The following is a 17,198-nucleotide window of genomic DNA, read 5'->3' as shown; positions in this document are numbered from 1 at the left end:
CTAAAAATACCAAGAGATCGAAATGGCACTTTTGAGAACAAATTACTCGGTAAATACGAAAAAAATTTAGGGGATATTGAAGAGCAAGTGTTTTCGCTTTTTGCATCAGGGATGTCATATGAAAATATTACTAACACAATAAAAAATATCTATAAAAACGAAATAAGTAAGGCCTGAATTTCTTCAATTACTGACAAATTATTACCTGAAATTGAAAAGTGAAAATCGAAAAAAGTTGAGAATTCCTATCCAATTTTGTACATTGATGGGATGTTTTTTAATGTCAAAGAAAACGGTGTTTTTGTCAAAAAATCACTTTATTTTATTCTCGCAATTGATTGGCAGGGGAATAAAAAAGTACTAGGATTTTGGATTAAAAATAGCGAATCAGCAAGTAATTGAGTTGATGTTTTTGGCGAACTAAAAACTGGCGGGCTGCAAGATGTTACAATAATTTCTTGCGATAATCTAAGCGGAATTAGTCAAGCAATTGAAGCGGTTTTCCCGGAAGCAGATGTTAAAATATGTTGTTCACCAAATTAGAAACTCGCTTTTAAAAGTTTCTAACAAACACAAAAAAGACTTTCTCTCTGATATGAAAAAGATTTATCAAGCGATTAATCAAGAATCAGCAATGCAAAATCTTGATTAATTTGTGAAAAAATGATGCTAAAAGTATCCTTCAATTATCAGGTTTTAGTATACAAATTTCGTTGAATTAACGACATTTTTCAAATATCCATATGAATTAAGAAAAGCAATTTATACGACAAATTCAATTGAATCAGTGAATAAATTAATTAGGAAAAATACAAAAATAGAAGACGCAATTCAAAGTGTGAATTACCTTTCAAAAATAACTTATTTAGCGCTCCAAAATGCATCTAAAAAATGACAAAGGCAGGTAAGAAATTGACATACAATTAAAAAACAATTAGAAATTATTTTCCCTAATCGATTAAATAATGTAAAATTAAATTAGATTTCTATTTGAAAAATCCATAAAAATTTAAAACACAAAATTATAAACACTCACGAAAAATCATTAAAATTCTTTAAATTATGAAAAAATATATTTATTTTTGTGTAGCTCTTAAATTAACTAGATACTCAAAACATACTTTAATAGTACTTAGGTCAAAATTAGTACTATTAAAGTAAATATTTTGTTATTAATAGGTGGATGGATGTGGTCTATTTCTATTTTGTAAGTTCGGCTTTACTTATATGCTCTTTACATGCAACGTCTACTAAATAACTTTTTTCCTACTTATTGCTTATTATTTATTATAGTCTGGGTTTCAAAATTGCATGCAATAATTAACTTGTTAGAATTTGACTTCCCTAACCCTAAAACCATTTTTTCAGTAGGGTTCTTGTTTGTCGTTAAATACTGATTTGTAAAATTTCTCTGGTGTATTTGGGAAAGTTCAAAGTTCTAGGTCCTTATTTTTAAATTGATCTTCTCAATTGTTTAGTATTGTGTTTAAAATATTAGCAATTCAATTTTCAGTAAAATCTAAGCGTTGAAGTATTTTAAAAAGTTCAATAATTTGGGTTTGCCGGGTAATTCTAAATTCAGCAATAACTCCATAAAAATAAGTGCTGCAAAGTACTATTCTAATAGGTGTACTTTGTAATTGTTGATAAGTAAGGTTGTAAGGTTTTAATACAATAACTTTTTTATCGAGTGAATACATTTGTTCATAAGCAACTTGATATGAGTCTGTAGGTTTAAGAAATTTTTCCTCGTTTATTTTAAATGTTTTCATTATTTAGTTAAGTCCTCCAAATTATGAAATTGTTCATTTTTTTACTAATTTATAGCTTAAATCTATAAGGGTTAAAATGTAACGTCAATATTATTTTGTTTCATTCTAATAATAAATTGTACAATAAAAAAAAAAAAAAAGTAAGTAAGTTAGAATACTAATTTTAGACGCATTCGAAAAAAGGTGTGTCAAAACGAAACAATACAAATTCGCAGTTGAGGAGAAACTTAAATACATTAAAATTGCTGAAACTAAAGGATTAAAAATTAAATTTTACCTTTTTAAGAAGAATTTAGACAAATTTACAAAATAAATCGAAAAATAAAAATGTGAATAAAGAATGAAATTTGCATATATATGGCAATAATTTGATAGCAAAATGGCAAAAAAGTATTATAATAATGGTATGAAAACTCCAATAAGTGCTAGTGGGAAAAACAAATCTCCACGCAAACCAAAAAGGAAATATACAATTAACGATCTTTCTGAAAATGATCGTGTAATTTATCAAGAAATAGTGGAAAATGTTCTTAGAAGATCAGGGATTAAGCACGCAATTGTTGTTGAGGAGCTTAAAAAACGAAAACAAGAACAAGAAAAATATAAAGATAAAATCGAAAATAGCACTAGAATTTCTAGTATTTTAAATGTTAATCGCAGTTCGATTTATGAAAAAATAAGGGTGAAAAAACCACCAAAGGAAATAGTTTATGATGAAAAACTACTTGAGTGAATTAGTAAAACTTTCATTTTAAATCGAAAAGCAAAAGGTCGCGACGCCCTATATAAGATTTACAAAAATGAGGGAAATTTTGTATCCACGTACGTATTTCAAAAACACTACGAATTTTTAGGAATAAAATCATCAGCTTATAAAAGGAAAGTAAAAGCGGCACCAAAAGAGTAAAAGTTTTCCGAATTTAGGCTGAAGATCATATCAAAAGTGAATTTAGCTCAGAGAATTTTGGTGGAAAATGGTTTGCTAATATTAAATTTATAAAAATTAAGGTTGAATCATAAAATGTGAGAAAAATTTTTTAATGAAATATAAATAAATGTGCTAAATTTACTTTATAATTGTGTTTAAAAATAATTTTTTCGGAGTTTTACCCCTTGATTTTATAAATTTTTTTAATAGTATAAAAATTTATAAAATTTATATAATTTTTTTTATTTTTTTAGTATAATTAAATTATTATGAGTGTACTTACTATTTCGAAAAATTTTAAATTAACACATATTGAAAAACTAATAATTCGTTTCATAGAAACAAAACCACAAAAGTTTGTGGAACTTACAATTAACGAACTTGCTGCAATTTTATTTATTAGCGTCGGAACAATTACTCAATTAACTAAAAAACTTGGTTTTAATAACTTTAAAGAACTAAAAAAATTCGTAATTGAATGACTAAAAATCGATAAAGAAAACAATTTATATAATGAAAATGATGAAATTGAGAACATAAACCTACTTTATGCTCACAGCATTGAAAAAACTTTGGCAATTTTAGATGTTAATCAAATTAATCGAATTGCTAATATGATGTTAAAAATGGATAAAATTATTATTTTTGGTGCTGGCGCATCCGTAATAGCTGCAACTGAATTTACAAATAATTTAAGAAATTTACACTTAAATGCTTTTAGGGCTAATTCAATCACAGATATAGCTGCCTGAGTTGATTCACCTATGAATACTTGTTTATTTATTTTTTCAACTTCTATGACTTCAAAAAGTGCACTTACGATTTCTAAATTATTAAAACAACAACAAATTTATACTACTTTTATTACTTCTAATATTTCAATCGAGCCAACTCAATATTCAGAAGTTGTTTATGTTGATAATTTAGAGCAAAATAATAGTCTTTTTTCGATTGGTGCAAAAATATCCCAACTTTTTGTGGCAGACTTATTAACTACAAAACTTCAAAGAGAACTAAATGTTAACCGCTCAGATTTATATACCGAATTTATGCGTGTTTGACATAGAAAAACTAAATTTGACTAATTTTTGTATGCTGTTCTTTGAATAAGTGCTTTGCATTTTCAATGTCTTGATCTTTCAAGACATTGTTTTTTTGTGAATAAATAAGGCGAATCTGCTTGATAATCTCAAGAAAACCTGAATGTGTATTTGGCTGTTCAAAAAAATGAACTTTTCCGGTTGTGCTATCAAATTCTATATGAATAATGACCGGAAATTTTATATTTTCACTTATATTAACAAAATAGCCAAGATAAATACCTGAAGCAGGACAGATTAATGCTGAGTCTCAGACAAATTTTCCTTCTGGATTAATGTACGTGCTAACTAAAAAATTTGAAGCCAAAAACTTATTTAAATTTTCAAAATCACCAAATTCAAGGAAAAGTTTTAAATTTTTTGTTGAAATTTTTTTATTGTTTTCGGCTAAATGATCAATAATTTTAGTTTTGGGGAAGAAATTTTGTAATTTCTTCGAATTTCAACTAGCGTTTTTGCCAAAACTAAAATTTTTGCCAACAACAAAAAATTTAGCACCATAATTTAAAAAAATTTCAATAAATTCTTGTCCCTCAAGTTCTTGCATTTTGGAATCAAAGTCAAAAATTAAAATATTTTCAACTCCTGAATTAGCCATCATTTGAATGCGAGCATTAAGATCAGTGAAATTTTTGCCTGTATTTTTTGGTAGTTTTGATGGATCTCTAATCAGCATTAAGATAACATTTTGCCCTAAAATTGTTGCATTTTTAAGAAGTTCAAGATGACCTAAATGAAATGATTCAAATCCACCCAGAACAAAAATAGGATCAGCAAAATCAAATTTTGAGCTTGGATAATAAAAGACTTTTGTCATTTTAATCAATTATGTTTAATTCTATTGCTTTAAGATAAACACCAAAAGAATCTACAGGTGGGGCAATATCTTTTGCAGCTTCTTTTACCTCTGGAACTGTTGAGTTTTCCATTGCAACACCAAAGCCAACATTTTTTAACATTTTAGTGTCATTTCGTGAATCACCAAAGGCTATAATTTCGTGAATTTCAACATTATTCATTTTTGCAAGAATTTCTAAAGTCTGCATTTTGTCAACGTTTTTTGCGCCAATGAAAAATCCTCATGATCACCTTGAACTGACACTAACATTTAGATTATTTTTTTCGGCAAATTCTTCAAATTTTAACTGTATTTCAGAAGTTGTATCCTGATCATCAACAACTGTAAAAATGTGGAAATTATTCTTAAAATTACACATTTTTAATGGTTTCATTTTATCAAAATACGGACTTAAAAACTTTGAAGAATGTTGCGGAAAGTAGTTTGAGGTATAAATTCACTCAGAGTCCATAATTATGTAACGAATTTTGTGTTGATCAAAAAACTCAACAATTTTTAAAAAATCACTGATTTTAATAGGGTTTTCATAAATCATTTGCTTTTTTTTGAAATCAAAAATGAAAGCACCGTTGGCTCCAATGAAGTAATCAACATTTTTTGCATTAATTAATTCCCCAATTGTCACAAAATCACGCCCAGTTACAAAAGTTGTGATAATATTTTTTTCTTTTAATTTTGAAAAAAGCAAGTTTATTTTTTCGGGAATTTCTTGACCACCATGGGGCACAATTGTATCATCAATATCTGTTGCAAAAATTTTAAATTTATTCATTATAAGCCTAAATTTTTATTAAGTTTTTAACTTTGTTACCAAAAATTTTTGTTGGTATTAGTTCATTGTTAATTATTTTGCCAAAACCAACCAAATGTTCATCAAAAACAAGCTGAATAAATTCGCTGTCTTTGGTAAAATAATTAATTTTTTTACCTTGAAAAAGTTCAATAAGTTGATCTGAATTGAGCAAAATTTGCGGAAAATCAAGAAAATTCTGTATTTTCAAAGCCAAATTAACAAATGAAAAATCAAAATTACCGATTTTAACACGCTCTAATTCGGACAAATATCCACCGGTTTTTAGCATTTTACCTAAATCATTAGCCAGTGAACGAATATAACAACCTTTTGAAACTTCTCAGAGTATTGTTGCGATTTGTTTTTTTTCATTAAATTCTAATAAAATGGTTTTAGATATTTTTATTTTAATAGGTGCTAATTCTATATCTTTACCATTTCGAGCATATTCATAAGCGCGTTTCCCGCTAATTTTTTTACTTGAATAAATTGGCGGCACCTGTAATTTTTGTTGCTCTAATTCTAACAATTTGGACTCGAGCGCTGTTTTAGTGACTCAAGTTGTGGATTTACAGGCAAAAATTTCCCCATCTATATCAAAAGTTGTTGAATAAAAACCGAAATTAACTTGCGCAATGTAAGTTTTGTTTTCTTGATCTAAATAAGGCAATAATTTTGTATCATCATCAGTAGCGACTAACAACAAACCAGATGCAAAAGGATCTAGAGTTCCTGAGTGACCTGCTTTTTTGATTGAGTTTATTTTTGCTCATTTTCTTAAAAAAGTCGCAGAACTAATATTTTTTGGCTTATAAAGGAATGTAACCATTGCTATAAAAATAAAAAAATCAACTAAAAGTTGATCTTAAGTTGGTGCGCAAGAAGGGACTTGAACCCTTACGCCCGAAGGCACTAGAGCCTAAATCTAGCGTGTCTGCCATTTCACCACTTGCGCGCATAACTTAGAAACTCTATCTAAAAAGTTGGTGCCACTTATAGGAATCGAACCTACGACCTTTCGCTTACAAGGCGACTGCTCTGCCTGCTGAGCTAAAGTGGCTAATGGTGGAAGATAAGGGACTTGAACCCCTGACCTTCGCCTTGTAAGGGCGTTGCTCTCCCAGCTGAGCTAATCTTCCAAACTTTGGTGACCCGTACGGGACTCGAACCCGTGAATCCATGGATGAAAACCATGTGTGTTAACCGCTTCACCAACGGGCCAATGGCGCCGATTGCGGGGATCGAACCTGCGACCAACTGGTTAACAGCCAGCTGCTCTACCGCTGAGCTAAATCGGCAAAATAAAACCAAAAGTAATTATACTATAAAATTTTATTTTAACAAGAAAATTTTTAAAAAATTTTCTTGTTAATGTTTATCATTGATTGCGCGGAAATTTATAACTTTACGATTCTTATAAAATCCACAAAATTGACAAACATGATGTTGTAATTGTTTATTAGAACAATTGCTGCAATTCACAAGGTTTGGCAATGTTAATGCTGAATGAGAATTTCGTTTATGTTTTCTTTGTTTTGAGGTTTTTCGCTTCGGAACTATAGCCATTTTTTTCCTTTAAAAATAGAAGAAATTATTTATAAAATTTATCTATTTCCTGACAAACCTTGTCAGTTCCAGTTACTCTGTAAGTAATTTTCTGGCGATTATTAATTATAACATAATCTTTTAATTTTATTGAAAAAATTTCTGGAATTTTTTTAATAACATCTAAATAAGTGTCAGGAATATCATTTTTTCCTAAAGATAGCGTAATATCTCGATATTTAAGTTGCGAATTATCATATGGCTCGAACTTAACAAGTTCATTTTTATGTTCAAAATCAATTTTTGAAACAATTATTTCAAGAAAATTGATGTTTTGGTAATCATATTTTTCACTTATTTGTCCAACTCAGCCAACTAAAACATTATTTCAATAAATAAATTGTGACATTGATGGATTTAGAAATTCAGATTTGGCAGGCTTAAAACTAAACTTATCACTGTATAAAATTTTTAAATGATCTTTTAGAGTTTCAAGATTATAAACTGTCGAAGCCATGGCAAAAACTTGATATTTCTCAGAGACAGTACCTGTTTCATAAAGACTAATATCATTCATTTTTCGCTTAACATTATATTTTACAATTTTTGCTAATTGTCAGGCAAGTGAATATCTAATTGTTGTATGTTCTTGAGATGTATAAGTTGATAAGGTTTGAGTTTTTAAATTTAATGGATTAAAATTTTCTGATTGGGAAATTAAAAGGAATGAATTAGCTTCAAAATAACCTAAAGTTTTTAGCTGAATTGGTTTTGGATCAATAACAGAAATCGATCTCTCTACTTTAGCTAATTTTTTGTTTCCTAATTTTTCAAGTCCATAAAATCTAAGAAAATCGGCAGCATAATCGGCAAAAAATTCAATGTCAACACGATAAAATGGTGCTAAAAAACTGTCAGAATTAAAATTATAATAGATTTTTTTGAGAATTAGGTTAATTTTTTCAAAATCTTTTTGCTCAAGTTCGATTCCTAAAATATTTTGGACTTCTTCAAGTCCAAAATTAATGCTAGGTGTTTGGTCAAATTGATTTTTGTCAAAATTAACTGGCGCAGAAAAATTAATTCCTAATTTTTCAAGGAAAAATTCTAAAAAAATCAAGCTTAAAAGTGTTGTTCCTTGACTGTAATTTTTTGCCAATTGTCTTGCTGAGAGACTGCTTAAATTAAAATTATGATTAATTTGCCTAATTTTTGCTGAGTCAAATTTAGGCATTATTAAGTATAAATTTTGATCTTTTTCTATTGGTTTTTGAAATATTTCAGGAATTAATATTAATTCATCATTGTTTCAAAATTGAAAAGTAGCAAATGAATTTTGAATTTCAGGTAATTTTGTATCTTGATAAATTAATTTAATTTGGTTTTGATCTTTATTTGTTTGTAAAAAATAAGATGGCTGACCGGTGTAAATTAAGACAAAATTTGCAAAATTTTGGCTAAAATCAGTAATTTTAATCCCAGATTTTAAAAGTAAAAAAATATCAACTAGGGCAAGATTAGGGACTTTTTCAATCTCAATAGCAGCAACTTTTGACTCATTTTTTTCAACAATAATTTCTAAATTTGATTTGTTTTTGCTATCAAAATTTAGCTTATCAAACTCAAGATCTAATTTTGTGCCAAAAAAAGCAGCAAGTTCAATTGCTATTACTAAATAAGAATTTGCATCAGGACGGTTTCATAAAAGTTTGATATCTAAAATTAGGTCAGATAATTCTAAAATTTCAAGTGGATTTTGTTTTAGATCAAAAATTGGATCAAAAACAAGAACTCCTTGGTCTAGTTCTGGACTTAAAAGTTTAGAACTAAAACCTAATTCACTAGCTGAAACTAGCATTCCTTCAGAAATGTGACCGCGCAATTTTTTAGCTTCAAAAGTTATTTTTCCATTTGTTGAACCAGGCACAAAAGCTAAAACTTGCTTGTCTTTTTGGACATTTTTTGCTGCAGTTTGAATTTGTCTTATTTTGTCGTCAAACTCAACTTGACAAATCAGTAAATTGTCAGCATTTTCATTTTTTTTAACTTCAAGAATATTTCCGAATTTTATGCCGGAGATTTCGTTTAGTTTTGAAATTTTATCAACTTCAAAACTAAGACTAATCAAAGCATCAATCACTTTTTCGTCGCTAATATGATCAATATTAGCTATTTTTTTTAATCTTCTTAATGAAAAAAGCATTTTTTTTACCTATCAAAATTGTTTTAAAAAACGTAAATCATTTTTGTAAAATTCACGAATATCACTTATTCCGAATTTAATAGCAGCTAGCCTTTCAATTCCAATTCCAGCGGCAATTCCGTAAATATTTTTATCAGTAAATCCGGCATTTTTCATAACTTTTGGGTGTAAAAGTCCACATCCTAAAACCTCAATTCAACGCCCTTGATAAAAAATATCTACTTCAAAAGAAGGTTGCGTAAATGGGAAATATGACGGGCGAAAACGGGTTTCTAATTTTGTTTCAAAAACAAATTCAAGCAAATCACTAAGCAATCCTTTGAGATGTGAGACAGTGTATTTTCCGGTTGCAACTAAATCTAATTGATTAAATTGATGAGAATGAGTTGAGTCTTCTTCGTCGTTTCGAAAAACTTTTCCAAAAGAAAAAAAAGCTCGTTCTTGATTAGGATATTTTGCAATTGCTTCAATTGAAACGCCAGTTTTATGAGTGGCCAACAAATTTTGACTATCAAAAACAAGACTTTGTGTTGGGTCAAAAGCAGGGTGTGATTTGTCAATATTTAGCTTTACAAAATTTTTCTCAAAAGTTGTCAGTTCATCAGATTTAATGTGTTCAAAACCGTAGATAGATAAAAAATCAACAATTCTTTTAGTTAAAAGTGATATTAAATTAAGTGAGTTTGGCATGATCTAAGAGTTTTTATGTTTTAAAATATTAAAATAAAAAAGAGATTTAAATTAAATAAGGTAAAATTATAGCATAACTTACTAAAGCAAAAACAAAATTTTATTTACTTTTTTAGCAAATTAAGCAAAAAAGTTGCTAATTTTCTTATTTTATGTTTGAAAAATAAATTTGCTTTTATTTTTAATCATAAAATTAATAATAGCAGCAGTTCTAGCCCAAAAAGGTAAAATATGCTATAATTTATTAAAATTTAGGAGTGGTGTATGAATTCATCAAGTTTTGTAGCCCAAGTTAAAAAAAATAAAAGAAAAGTATTAATTTTGTCTTCATTTCTCACAGGATTAGCTTTTGTTGGAATAGCAGCCGGAATTAGCTTTACATTTAAATATAACGGAAAACATCCACGCGAAGAAGTCCAACAATTTGTAAAGAAAGTAAAATATGTCGCATTTAATCCTGAAAAAATAAGCGAAAATAGCGATTTTTTGGCAATCAAAAGTTTATTATTTGACGGAAATACTCTTAAAAATACTATTAAACTTGATGATTACTTGATTCCTTATTATTTTAGCCAAGACTCAAAACAACTTGTTAAATTTGCACAGCAAAATCAAAAAACTAATTCGCCAGTTTTTGACTTTGTTGATTTAAATTTTGATGATTTAAATCAAAATTTTGTTATTAAATTTAGAGCAAGACACCAAATTACTGACCAAGAATTTGCATATTCAGATTTTGTTTTATCTCCTGTTTCTTTTTATGATTCTAGAAAGTTTTTGAAAGCAGATTTTAACTTTGCATTACAAAAAATTACAGAAAAAATAGAAGAAGCAGTCTCTAATTTTAATACTATAGTATCAAATTTTTCTGAAGAAAATTCGGATTTAGCTAAAAACAATTTATACCGAGTTTTAGATTTTGCGGCTAAAATTAATTCTAATCAAAATTCTTCGCAAGTTGAAAAAAATTTAGCTCAAATTTTTCCAAAATTTACTGATTTAATTTCTTCCGTTAGAAATTCAAAAGAAAATTTAATTCCTGATAAAAATGAGCGAATTTTCGATATAAATTTTGCAAAAGATGCCGCAACCAATCAATTTGTTAGTGTCCAAAACAATATTGCGACAATGTTTTTGCAGACCAATTTGACTCAATCGGCACTTAATCAATTAGGTGATAATTTTGAAATTAATGGAAATAAAATTATCAATATAAACCTAGAATCCAAGGATAAAAAATCAATATTTTTGGATGTTAATGAGTTTTTTGCAAATGTCAAATTAAAACCATTAATTTATAATACAGAGGAAAAAGATACAAAACTTGTTATAAGCAAACAAAATCCTTTTGATTTTTTTGCAAAAATAAAACTTGAATCCAACCCTTTTTTAAAAAATTCAAGTATTAAAGACCTGATAAATTCGTTGCTAGTTCAAGATTTATCTTTAGATTTTGGTAATTTTAATAAATCAATCCCTTCAGATAAGCAAGGTATTGATTTTATTTTTGACACATCAAAAACAAAACTAATAAATGACAACGGAAAATATATTGTCGAATTACCGTATAAAATTGTCTTAAATGAGTCTTTTTTTAATGATAATTCAAATGAAATTATTAATGAAAAGGAATTAATTTTAAGAATTGAAGGCTTTGGTTTGCCTATAAATTCTAATCTTGCTTCTAGTGGTTTTGGTAATTTTTTTGTTCCTGGAACACAAAAAGGGATAATTTATCAACAAGATCAACTTTTTGACAATAAAAGCGCCAATTTATCGCAATTTATCTCAACTTTTGGTGAACCTGTTTTTGCAAAAGTACCACTAAACAAAGAAGAATTAGACAATTTAATATTAAAACGGGATTATAAAGCCTTGGCCGATAAATTGAGTTTGCCTTCATCTTATAATTATAATTTTGATAATTTTGAGGCAAAAGTTAAGTCTTGATCAGGTAAAACTTTAGTTCCTAGCTTAGGCGATATTTCCCATTTTAAAAACCTGCAAACAACAACTAGTATAAATTCGACAAATTCATCTCAAAATTTAGCAGTTAGTTCTTTAGTTTCAAATAATTTTTTTCAAAATCCATCTGATGTAGCTGCTTTTTTTGCAAACTATATTCAGCAAGATCCTAATAAAATTGCTAAAACTTTTTTTGAATTAGCTAAATATTTTGGACTTCTTAATCAAAATCGTTCTTCTTTGCAACTTTTTGATGATGATTTGCAGGAAGATATCTTTAAAAAAGCAGCAAAAATTAATCTTGATAACAAAAACATTCAAGTTTTAAGTTTTAATAATCATTTTGAAGATGTTTTTAATCAAGGCTTTTTTTCAACATTATTTTTACCCCAATCGATACAAACTAAAATCGGTGATTTGAAAAATAAATCAGCATCAGAGGTTTTAGTCGCATTGAAAGATCAAGAAATTTTTAAGGAATCTAATACTAATTTTGATCTTAATCAAATAAAGGAAAATTACAAACAAAGTGTTAAGTTTTCTACACTTGCTGATGTTTTATTAGCTTTTTATTTAAAATCAGCCCAGTTGAGTAATTTTTTGGCATGAGAAAAAATAGATTCAAATCTACATTATCAAATAGTTTTTAGAAAAGGCAATGAAATTTCAAAGCAAACTCTTGATCAAGAAATTAAAAAAATAACAGAGCAGCCTAAATCTGAACAACAAAGTGAAGGACAGACTGAGCAATCTGGACAACCTCAACAATCTGAACAACCTGTAGAAGCTCCACAAAACTTAACAAATAGCGCAAATTATGAATATTTAACGCTAAATTTTTATTACAATATCGGGGATGAAAGGTCTAATAAATTCTCCCTTCAAACACCTGTTAGAAAAATTTTGATTAATTTATCTACCGAAAAAATTGATCCAAAAATTTCAAATCGAGAAAAACTTAATTCACTAGCAGACTCAATTCCTTCTGAATTATTGAATTTTGAAGTAAATGACGAAACATTTAACAAAATTAGTCAGGCTCAAACTAGCACAACTGGACAGGGAACTGATCAAACTTCATCATTAGAAAACGATCTTAAAAATTTGAACAATACTAAAAATTATTTTTCAAAATCATTAGGAAATGCCCAACTAAAATTTGATATATTTCCTAGCTTTGAAAATTCAATAAAAACAGACACAATAAATTTTTTACTAACAGTTTCTATTCTTGATTCTAACAAAAATTCTCAGCCTCAAAATTCTGGGCAAAATAATGCAAATCAAGCCGAAGTTTTAGCCTCACGCAGTTTAAAAATTTCAGTAAAAAAATCAATTAATTCGCAGCCATCTAATCAAAATCAACAAGCAAACTAGCGAGGTCAAAATGAAAAAGTTTTTCAATTTTAAGAATTTTACAAAAAAAACATCAAATATAGTTATTGGAATTTCATCTTTAACATTAGTTAGTGGGCTTGCTATTTCAATTCCCTTAGGAATTTATTCTTATAATCGTTCCTACTATCAACAATTAAACGAAGAAATTCAAACATTGAGTTTAGAACAAGAACAAAATCCTTTTAAAAATGGACTAGCAGGTTTGTTTGATAATTTGACAGTTAAAGATAATTTTAAAAATTTAACCGCATTCACTGCACTAAATTTAGCAAAAAGCAAAATTTATAATTTTGACCTTTTATCATTAATAGATCTTAATAAATTATATGAAAATGAATTTCAAATTAGTTATGATTTGATAAATGCGCAAGTTAGTGGAAATTCGATAAAAAATATTGTTTTATTTTTAAAGTCAAAAAGTAATAACCAAATTTTTTCAAAAGCAATTGATATTAAAAATTTTGCTGAGGAAACTAAAGTTGCTGATGATTTTTCTAAATTTGAAATTGATGAAAAAAAATCATCAATTAATATAGATTCAAAAAATTTAATTAGCTTTGCTGAATTTAAATCTAAAATTCAAGCTAATTTTAGCGCTGCTCAAGAGACAGAAAGCCAAAAATTTATTGCATTTGAAAAAGCACTTTTAGCGTTCAAGGGAAGTTATAATTTTATAAATAATTTAGGAAATCCGTCCTTTATTCGTAATGGACTGACTCTTGAACCGACAATTGTTGACAATAATCTTAGTTTTTTTTCTGAAAATGGCAAAAATTACCTTAATTTTGATTTAATTGACGGCGATAAAAAAACTCCAATCCAGCTAGAAATAAAAGGAATTGCTACTAATCAAGAAATTGAAGCGGAAATAAAATCTTGACTAAATGATGAGTTAATTCCTGAAATAGAATTAAAACCTGAAATCCAGCAAAATCTTGTTAGCAAAAATTTATCACTTGGTTCATATTTGTATTCGACTCAAGACGATAAAGAAAACAGCTCACTTCCAAAAAATTTTTCAGAATTATTTAATTACACTAGCAATGAGTTTAGTTTAAATACTAATAAATTAAAAAATTATATTGTAAATATAGATGTTATTCTTAAGGATTTGTCTGAAATTAGTGAACAAGATCGCCAAAATTTAATTAAAGATGGAAAAGTTCGTTTAAATTTAAACGGAAGCTTAACAAAAAGAGACCAACAAAAATATATAAAAGTTTTAGATTTTAAATTTGACAGTGATATCAAGCCTGATCTAAACGAATTTTCACGTATTTTTGCAAGGAATTTACCTCAAACTGAATTACAAGATTTTTCTTTGCCAAAGGCTTTAAATACGCCAGCACTTAGTTCGGATAGATTGGTTCAAATATTTAATGAAATTAAGGCATTATCTTCTAATCACATTGACACCAGAAATCCTAATGAAAAATTAGTTAGTCAGCTTTATTTGCTTGATTTTGGTAAAAATCCAACTAAAGATTTACTTGAAAAGTATAAAAATGAGTTAATTCAAATTGCAGAAAGTTCAAAATCCCAAGCAATTCAAACCCAAACTTTTTCAGATTCAAATGAAAATAAAAGTGAAAATGAATCATTAACTTTAGGAAAATCTATCTGAAAAGCTTTAAATTTACAGCATAATTTTATTTCGCTTGATGTCAAACCAGAAATAAACTTTGAAAAACAAAGCGATAATTTTGTCATTGAATTTTCACTGATTTCTACAAAAAATAACGAAAAATTAGCCTCTTCAAAAATCCAAATAAATAATGTTTTAAGTTCGCAAGAAAGCGCCTTTGATGTTGCCTCCAAATTTTATCCAACCTTTTTCCTTGATGGAAAAGCTAGTTTTTCAAAAACTTTATCAATGGCATCAGAAAAAATTCAAGACTTATCTGATAATGACATTAATTTCCAGAATAGTAGCTCTATAGAAAATAAGTCAACCCACAATGGTTTTGAAATCAAAAAAGCGTTCAAATTTATAGATAATTCACTAAAAACCGTGAATACTTCTAGTTCATCTGAAGCGCCAAAAACAAATCCTGCCCCATTTTCACGAGTCAATTCAGGAGTTGTTTATTTTGCCTTTAGACCAAAAAATATTAATGATTATAAAAAACATTATTTACTTTCAGATTCAAATGGTAGTGGACTTTTCATTCAAAAAGTTGCAAGATCTAAATATGTTGAAAAATCAAAACCAGTTAAGGCAAAAATTGAAAATAAACAAGTAGAAATTATTCCCAATTCTTCAATAGACATCAAACAGACTGATGCAAAAATTGACGAATATGTTATTGGTTTTGATTTTAAACAAGTTGAAAACTTTCAATCTTCTAATACTTATTTACGTAAGGATCAAGATTCACTACATTTAGAAATAGATACATTTTTAACTTCTTTAAAAGAAAAACAAGCTGTTGTTCTTGGACCTAGTTCTTGAAATATAAAAGATAGGATGTTATCGGCAGATATAAACGAAAATCCTACTGGATTTCCGCCTAATTCTGAATATCGGCCATCAATAGAAATTGCAAATCGTATCGATGAAAGCCGTTTTTTTTCACAAGAATTGCGAAATTCTTCACCACTTGTAGGTCAAAAAATTAATCCAATAATTGAACAAGACCAGGATATTCTCCTTGAAATTATCAAAACCCCTTGATCTTTTGAAATTACAGCTTATTCTTCGTCAAATAATCAACTAAATTCGCCATCCTCAGTTAGTTTAAACGCTAAAACAATTTTTAATACCAACCATTTAACTGGCGTGTGAACTCCATTCCCTAATTTTTTCAATCTTGATTGAACACAAATCGGTCCTAACCCTGAAAAAATGACAACCGATACTAGCTCAAATGGATCAACTTCAACTCAAAGTCAAAATTCAAATGCTTCTATAATTCTTAAAGGTCTTGCTGTTTACAACAATTCTCAATTGACCAGCCCTTTAGGAAAATCAGCTCGCGAAGAAATCAAACGTTCCTTTATTAATGCATATTTAAGATAAAATCTTTGCACCTAAGTTAGTAGAAAAAATTAACAAAAGTGGTGTAATTAAAACCATAGATAAAAAACTAGTTGTCTGAATTTTTTATACTAATTTAATCAAACTTTTATTTTAAGGGCACAAACTTATGAAAAAAAATAATAATCAAATAAAAAAATTTAAAACATTTTTAATCACTTCCGGTTCAATTGTTACACCTTTAAGTATAGTGGCCTTTCTAGTTGCTTGCCATGAAAAAGAACAACCAAAAGTAACAGAACCAAACAAACCAAAAAAAGAGATAGAACAAAAACCAAACACTTCATCAGATAGTACAAAAGAAACAATAACTACTCCATCACAAAATAACCCGCAAAATGGCCAACAGGATTTTGTTCCTCATTTCAATCCGAATTTTATACAAAGAGGAATAGAAAATGCTAAACGCTTAAGAGAACAACAAAAACAAGAATTAGCATCTAATTTAGCAAAACTAACAGATGCGCAAGCATATGAAAAGCTAAAAAACAGAACTTTTGCAATCGCTTTCAATAGCGTTGACAAAACAGATGAGAAAAATCCTGATGATGTTGTCAAATATGAGCCGACAGGAACAGGTTGATTATTAGATGCTGCTTACAATGAAAACAAGACGGAAGTAATGTTGTATATTGCTACAAATGCTCATGTTTTTGCTAGATCTTTTAACACTTTAGATTCAAAATATAAAGACACTTTCCCTGAATATTTTACTGAGCCAAACAAAGGCGAAAAAGTAGATAGCTTTATTATTGGTGTGCCAAAAAAAGAAGCTAACATCCAAGCAATTGATAATAACTCAAGACCAGATGCAAACAATACTCCCGTTTACTTTATTAACAAGCAATTAAGAGAGAGAGAGAGAGAGAGAGATTCGTATCGATGGAATTTTTGATAATCCCAAAACT

13 protein-coding genes, 5 tRNA genes and 1 pseudogene are annotated in these 17,198 nt (G+C 28.1%); 7 read left to right on the top strand and 12 right to left on the bottom strand.

The genetic code is table 4. The features are described 5' to 3' along the window. Positions 1 to 6: 6 nt before the first annotated feature. Positions 7 to 778: pseudogene (locus tag MOSC01_RS04820) on the top strand (IS256 family transposase); the annotation flags it as partial. Positions 779 to 787: 9 nt separating this feature from the next. Next, positions 788 to 982 carry a hypothetical protein gene (locus tag MOSC01_RS04810; protein ID WP_010320863.1) on the top strand — a complete coding sequence of 65 codons (195 nt, stop codon included), beginning with the start codon at positions 788 to 790 and terminating at the stop codon, positions 980 to 982. 346 nt (positions 983 to 1,328) lie between these two features. Here the strand turns inward: MOSC01_RS04810 and MOSC01_RS0100445 are convergent, their stop codons facing one another. Continuing rightward, positions 1,329 to 1,772: a hypothetical protein gene (locus MOSC01_RS0100445; RefSeq protein WP_010320862.1), complete on the bottom strand. Its 444-nt coding sequence runs from the start codon at positions 1,770 to 1,772 to the stop codon at positions 1,329 to 1,331. A 379-nt stretch (positions 1,773 to 2,151) separates the two neighbouring features. On the opposite strand from MOSC01_RS0100445, the gene MOSC01_RS04805 reads away from it, so the two are divergent. Continuing rightward, a complete protein-coding gene (locus tag MOSC01_RS04805; RefSeq protein ID WP_010320861.1) occupies positions 2,152 to 2,679 on the top strand; it encodes a hypothetical protein in 528 nt (175 codons plus the stop codon). A 290-nt stretch (positions 2,680 to 2,969) separates the two neighbouring features. Next, positions 2,970 to 3,785, top strand: a complete 816-nt coding sequence (locus MOSC01_RS0100435) for a MurR/RpiR family transcriptional regulator (protein WP_010320860.1) — start codon at positions 2,970 to 2,972, stop codon at positions 3,783 to 3,785. Here MOSC01_RS0100435 and MOSC01_RS0100430 read toward each other — a convergent pair. The 11 genes from MOSC01_RS0100430 to MOSC01_RS0100380 all read right to left on the bottom strand — a co-directional run bounded on the left by MOSC01_RS0100430 (position 3,772) and on the right by MOSC01_RS0100380 (position 9,890). Continuing rightward, positions 3,772 to 4,617, bottom strand: coding sequence for an FAD synthase (locus MOSC01_RS0100430; RefSeq protein WP_029513057.1), 846 nt, complete (start codon positions 4,615 to 4,617; stop codon positions 3,772 to 3,774). The genes MOSC01_RS0100435 and MOSC01_RS0100430 overlap by 14 nt on opposite strands. A 1-nt stretch (position 4,618) precedes the next feature. After that, on the bottom strand, positions 4,619 to 5,431 hold the full coding sequence (locus MOSC01_RS0100425) for a YcsE-related riboflavin metabolism phosphatase (protein ID WP_010320858.1): 813 nt from the start codon (positions 5,429 to 5,431) through the stop codon (positions 4,619 to 4,621). A gap of 7 nt (positions 5,432 to 5,438) precedes the next feature. After that, positions 5,439 to 6,281: a tRNA pseudouridine(55) synthase TruB gene (gene truB, locus MOSC01_RS0100420; protein ID WP_010320857.1), complete on the bottom strand. Its 843-nt coding sequence runs from the start codon at positions 6,279 to 6,281 to the stop codon at positions 5,439 to 5,441. Positions 6,282 to 6,323: 42 nt separating this feature from the next. Then, positions 6,324 to 6,407: transfer RNA gene (locus tag MOSC01_RS0100415), tRNA-Leu, on the bottom strand. A 29-nt stretch (positions 6,408 to 6,436) separates the two neighbouring features. Further along, positions 6,437 to 6,512 (bottom strand) — tRNA-Thr (locus tag MOSC01_RS0100410). Between the two features lie 3 nt (positions 6,513 to 6,515). Beyond that, positions 6,516 to 6,591: transfer RNA gene (locus MOSC01_RS0100405), tRNA-Val, on the bottom strand. Between the two features lie 6 nt (positions 6,592 to 6,597). Continuing rightward, positions 6,598 to 6,673, bottom strand: a tRNA-Glu gene (locus tag MOSC01_RS0100400). 2 nt (positions 6,674 to 6,675) lie between these two features. After that, a tRNA-Asn gene (locus MOSC01_RS0100395) sits at positions 6,676 to 6,750 on the bottom strand. A 70-nt stretch (positions 6,751 to 6,820) separates the two neighbouring features. Further along, entirely contained in the window at positions 6,821 to 7,018 is a 198-nt protein-coding gene (gene rpmF, locus MOSC01_RS0100390; RefSeq protein ID WP_010320856.1) for a 50S ribosomal protein L32, read from the bottom strand. Between the two features lie 25 nt (positions 7,019 to 7,043). Further along, positions 7,044 to 9,200: a phenylalanine--tRNA ligase subunit beta gene (locus tag MOSC01_RS0100385; protein WP_010320855.1), complete on the bottom strand. Its 2,157-nt coding sequence runs from the start codon at positions 9,198 to 9,200 to the stop codon at positions 7,044 to 7,046. A 9-nt stretch (positions 9,201 to 9,209) separates the two neighbouring features. Beyond that, entirely contained in the window at positions 9,210 to 9,890 is a 681-nt protein-coding gene (locus MOSC01_RS0100380; protein ID WP_010320854.1) for a hypothetical protein, read from the bottom strand. 264 nt (positions 9,891 to 10,154) lie between these two features. Between MOSC01_RS0100380 and MOSC01_RS0100375 the strand changes: the two genes are divergently transcribed. The 3 genes from MOSC01_RS0100375 to MOSC01_RS04950 all read left to right on the top strand — a co-directional run bounded on the left by MOSC01_RS0100375 (position 10,155) and on the right by MOSC01_RS04950 (position 17,188). Continuing rightward, complete coding sequence (locus tag MOSC01_RS0100375; RefSeq protein WP_010320853.1) at positions 10,155 to 13,232, top strand: P97 family adhesin; 3,078 nt, start codon at positions 10,155 to 10,157, stop codon at positions 13,230 to 13,232. A 10-nt stretch (positions 13,233 to 13,242) separates the two neighbouring features. Beyond that, complete coding sequence (locus MOSC01_RS0100370) at positions 13,243 to 16,272, top strand: P110/LppT family adhesin N-terminal domain (RefSeq protein WP_010320852.1); 3,030 nt, start codon at positions 13,243 to 13,245, stop codon at positions 16,270 to 16,272. A 127-nt stretch (positions 16,273 to 16,399) separates the two neighbouring features. Further along, positions 16,400 to 17,188 carry a DUF31 family putative serine protease gene (locus tag MOSC01_RS04950; RefSeq protein WP_010320851.1) on the top strand — a complete coding sequence of 263 codons (789 nt, stop codon included), beginning with the start codon at positions 16,400 to 16,402 and terminating at the stop codon, positions 17,186 to 17,188. Positions 17,189 to 17,198 lie beyond the last annotated feature (10 nt).

It is taken from the genome of Mesomycoplasma ovipneumoniae SC01 (assembly GCF_000218525.1).
In the GTDB taxonomy this organism is placed as follows: Bacteria; Bacillota_I; Bacilli_A; order Mycoplasmatales; family Metamycoplasmataceae; genus Mesomycoplasma; species Mesomycoplasma ovipneumoniae_A.
The sequence above is the reverse complement of the archived record's forward strand: the minus strand, read 5'-3'. Positions and strand labels throughout refer to the sequence as shown.